Origin of the sequence: Thermus sp., from assembly GCF_040290245.1 — a bacterium.
Taxonomy (GTDB): domain Bacteria; phylum Deinococcota; class Deinococci; order Deinococcales; family Thermaceae; genus Thermus_A.
Genome location: NZ_PSMQ01000103.1, coordinates 1 through 3,012, shown reverse-complemented (window position 1 = coordinate 3,012; position 3,012 = coordinate 1). Strand labels below are relative to the sequence as shown.

Genomic DNA, 3,012 nt, shown 5'->3' with positions numbered 1-3,012 from the left:
CGGGAGGGCGGTTTTTCCGTCCCCGGAAGAGGTCAAAAAGCACCGCCCCAGAAACGATGGGCACCACCCCTTGGCCCACGGGAAACCCCAGACCCTTTTCCTTCAAAAACCGCACCACCCCCTCGCCCACCGCCAGGCCGAAGGCGCTTCCCCCGGTGAGAAAGACCGCCTGGACCTCCTGAACCAAGGCCTCGGAGCGAAGGAGATCCGTCTCCCGGCTTCCCGGCGCGTGCCCCGCCAGGCTGGCCCCGGCCACCGCCCCTTTTCGGACCAGGACCACCGCGCACCCCGTGGCCGCCTCCGGGTCGCTCCAAAGCCCCACCTCGAGATCCTCCACGTCCGTCAGGGCGTTCTTCTGCCCGGGTTCCATGGCCTTATACTAAGGGGCAAGGAGGTGAAGCATGCCCGTCTTGCGCATCCACGGTGAGGGCACGCCTGGCCTAGAACGCCTTCTACCAGGACTTTTAGAGGAATTCCAGGCCCGCGGGTATATCCTGGAAGGAGAGGTTCCAGACCTGGTCTTCAACCTCCTCCGCAAGGAGGAACCCAAACCCTACCGCAGGAAAAGCCAGGGCACCTTTGTGGTCTCCTTCTTGGAGCTCGAGGCCTTCCCGGAAAACCCCATCCAGGCCCTCTACCCCTACCTGGTCCGCGCCCTCTCCAACCAGCTCGTGGCCTACGTCCCTGGCCAGGGGGCCAAGTTCCTCACCCTGGAGCTCGGCCATTACGACGAACCCGAGGGCGAGGGCTTCCTCCGCCGGGTGGCGGACCGCATCTATCCCCTGGCCTGTAGCCGCCTGGTGATCAAGAACCGGTTTGAGCCGGACCTCGAGCCCGAGCTCTGGGAGGGGGACGCACTCACCCGAAGCCTGGCCGAGGCCGGCAGGAAGCTCAAGGCGTGGGACCTCCTTCCCGCCCCCTTCCCCATCGAGGAGATCCTCCCGCCGGAGGACCTCCGGCACGTCAAGCGCCTTTACGGGATCGGAGGGCTTTCGTATGGAAACCTCTCGGTCAGGAAGGACGAGAAGCGCTTCTGGATGTCCGCAAGCGGGGTGGACAAGGCCAACCTCAAGGAGATCGGCCGGGACATCCTGATGGTCAAGGACTACGACCCTGTGGAAAACGCCATCGTCCTCTCCGTCCCCCCCCAGGTGGAGCCCCGTCGGGTGAGCGTGGACGCCATCGAGCACTGGATGATCTACCGGGAGCACCCCCAGGTGGGGGCGATCCTCCACGTCCACGCCTGGATGGAGGGGGTGGAGGCCACCCCCTTCAACTACCCCTGCGGCACCTGGGAGCTCGCCCAGGCGGTGGCGGAAAAGGTCCGCCAGGCCAAGGACCCAGCCCGGGCGGTGGTGGGCCTTAGGAACCACGGCCTCACCATCACCGGAAGAAGCATGGAGGAGATCCTGGAAAGGATAGAGGGCAGGCTCCTCCGTACGGTGCCCATGGTATGAGAGCCCTCCTTTATACCCCCTCCCTACCCCGGTTTTTCGCGGCCAGGGTTCTGGGCAAGCGCTTTCCCAAAGGGCTCCTTCCCCTGAGCCTCGTGGACCATCCCCTTCCCGAAAAGCCGGGCTTCCTCCGGGTAAAGGTGCGTCTAAGCGGGGTCTGCGGCTCGGATCTGGGGCTTCTTTACGGGAAAAACTCCCCTTTTCTCGCCCCCTTCTTCTCCTTCCCCGCCGTGCTTGGGCACGAGATCCTGGGGGAGGTGGATGGGACAAGGGTGGCGGTCAACCCCCTCCTCGCCTGCAAGGACCGGGGGCTTCCCCTTTGCCCCAGGTGCCAGGAAGGGGAGGAGGGGCTTTGCGAAAACGTGGCCAAGGGGGAGCTTGCGCCTGGGATGCTGGGCTTCAACCGGGACCTGCCCGGAGGATGGGGGGCGTACACCCTGGCCCGGCCCGAGCGGCTCTTCCCTGTGCCCGATGGGGTCCCGGATGCGCGGGCGGTCCTGGCCGAGCCCCTGGCGGTGGTCCTCCGGGGCCTGGGGAAGCTCAGGCCCTGGCCCCGGGAGGTCCTCATCGTAGGGATGGGAACGATCGGCCTCCTGGCCGTGCGGGCCCTTGGGCTTTTGGGGTATGGGGGAAAGATCTACGCCCTGGCCAAGTACCCCCACCAGGCGGAGCTGGCCCGCGCCTTTGGGGCCGAGGGGGTGGAGGCTCCAAAGGGGCGGGCCTACAGGGCCTATGGCTTCACCGCCTACCGGGGGGGGTACGAGGCGGTGATCGAGGCCTCGGGCTCGGGCAGGGGGTTCCGCCAGGCCCTGGCCTGGGCCCAGGAGGGGGGCCGGGTCCTCCTCCTGGGGGCACCCGGGGTGGAGGTGGTGGACCTCTCCCCCCTGTGGTTTCGTGAGGTGGGGGTCTTGGGAAGCTATACCTACCGGGAGGAGGAGTTCAAACAGGCGGTGGAGCTCCTCAAGGAGGCGGAGGGCCTCGAGGCCCTCATCGGGGGCATCTTCCCCCTCGAGGGGTGGAAGGAGGCCCTCGCCGCCCGGGGCAAGGCGGTGTTCCGGCCTTAAAGGTTAAAAAAACCCACGGACCGCTCCAGGCGCCGAACCAAAACGCCCAGTTCGGCCATCTCTGGAGGCCGGTCTCCCCAAAGGGTTCCAGATGGACTGCAAACACCTAGGCCAGGCCTCAGGTCAAAGACCCCTCCCCAAGACCCGGAAAGAGACTTTCCGCAAGGGCCCGCACCGCCGCCAGGTCAAAAAGGGCGTGGCCTACGCTTTTAAAAACCACAAGCTCCGCCCGGGGCGGCTCGAGAAGGGCCTCCCTGAGGGGGAGGACCCCTTCTAAGCCCTGAAGCTCCCCCGCCTCCTGGAGGGCATCCGGGGTGTCGCAAAAGACGGCCGCCCTCTTCATCACCCCCTCGGGGACCTCCCGCTCCCAGGGGCGGAAGCTTCCCACCGCGCTGATGAAAAGGGGGGTGGGCAGGCGCTCGGGCAGGACCGGGGTGGGGCTTGTGGTGGCGGTGACGACGAACCGGACCTCTCCTGGCACCGTCTCCCCCTCC

At 66.8% G+C, this 3,012-nt stretch carries 4 protein-coding genes; 2 read left to right on the top strand and 2 right to left on the bottom strand.

Going from position 1 to position 3,012, the window contains the following annotated elements; all coding sequences use genetic code 11:
• A partial coding sequence (locus tag C4301_RS09655; protein ID WP_352414857.1) for a P1 family peptidase occupies positions 1-370 on the bottom strand: 370 nt, incomplete at its 3' end.
• Positions 371-401: 31 nt separating this feature from the next.
• Here C4301_RS09655 and C4301_RS09650 point away from each other — a divergent pair.
• Both C4301_RS09650 and C4301_RS09645 read left to right on the top strand, forming a co-directional pair.
• On the top strand, positions 402-1,457 hold the full coding sequence (locus C4301_RS09650) for a class II aldolase/adducin family protein (RefSeq protein WP_352414856.1): 1,056 nt from the start codon (positions 402-404) through the stop codon (positions 1,455-1,457).
• A complete protein-coding gene (locus tag C4301_RS09645; protein WP_352414855.1) occupies positions 1,454-2,518 on the top strand; it encodes a zinc-dependent alcohol dehydrogenase in 1,065 nt (354 codons plus the stop codon). The genes C4301_RS09650 and C4301_RS09645 overlap by 4 nt, the downstream gene beginning before the upstream one ends.
• 118 nt (positions 2,519-2,636) lie before the next feature.
• Here C4301_RS09645 and C4301_RS09640 read toward each other — a convergent pair.
• A partial coding sequence (locus C4301_RS09640; protein WP_503012425.1) for a Rossmann-fold NAD(P)-binding domain-containing protein occupies positions 2,637-3,012 on the bottom strand: 376 nt, incomplete at its 5' end.

Bases quoted from the DNA above. Each gene is read 5' to 3' on its own strand.
- C4301_RS09650 (WP_352414856.1), top strand. From the start codon at position 402: ATGCCCGTCTTGCGCATCCACGGTGAGGGCACGCCTGGCCTAGAACGC.
- C4301_RS09645 (WP_352414855.1), top strand. From the start codon at position 1,454: ATGAGAGCCCTCCTTTATACCCCCTCCCTACCCCGGTTTTTCGCGGCC.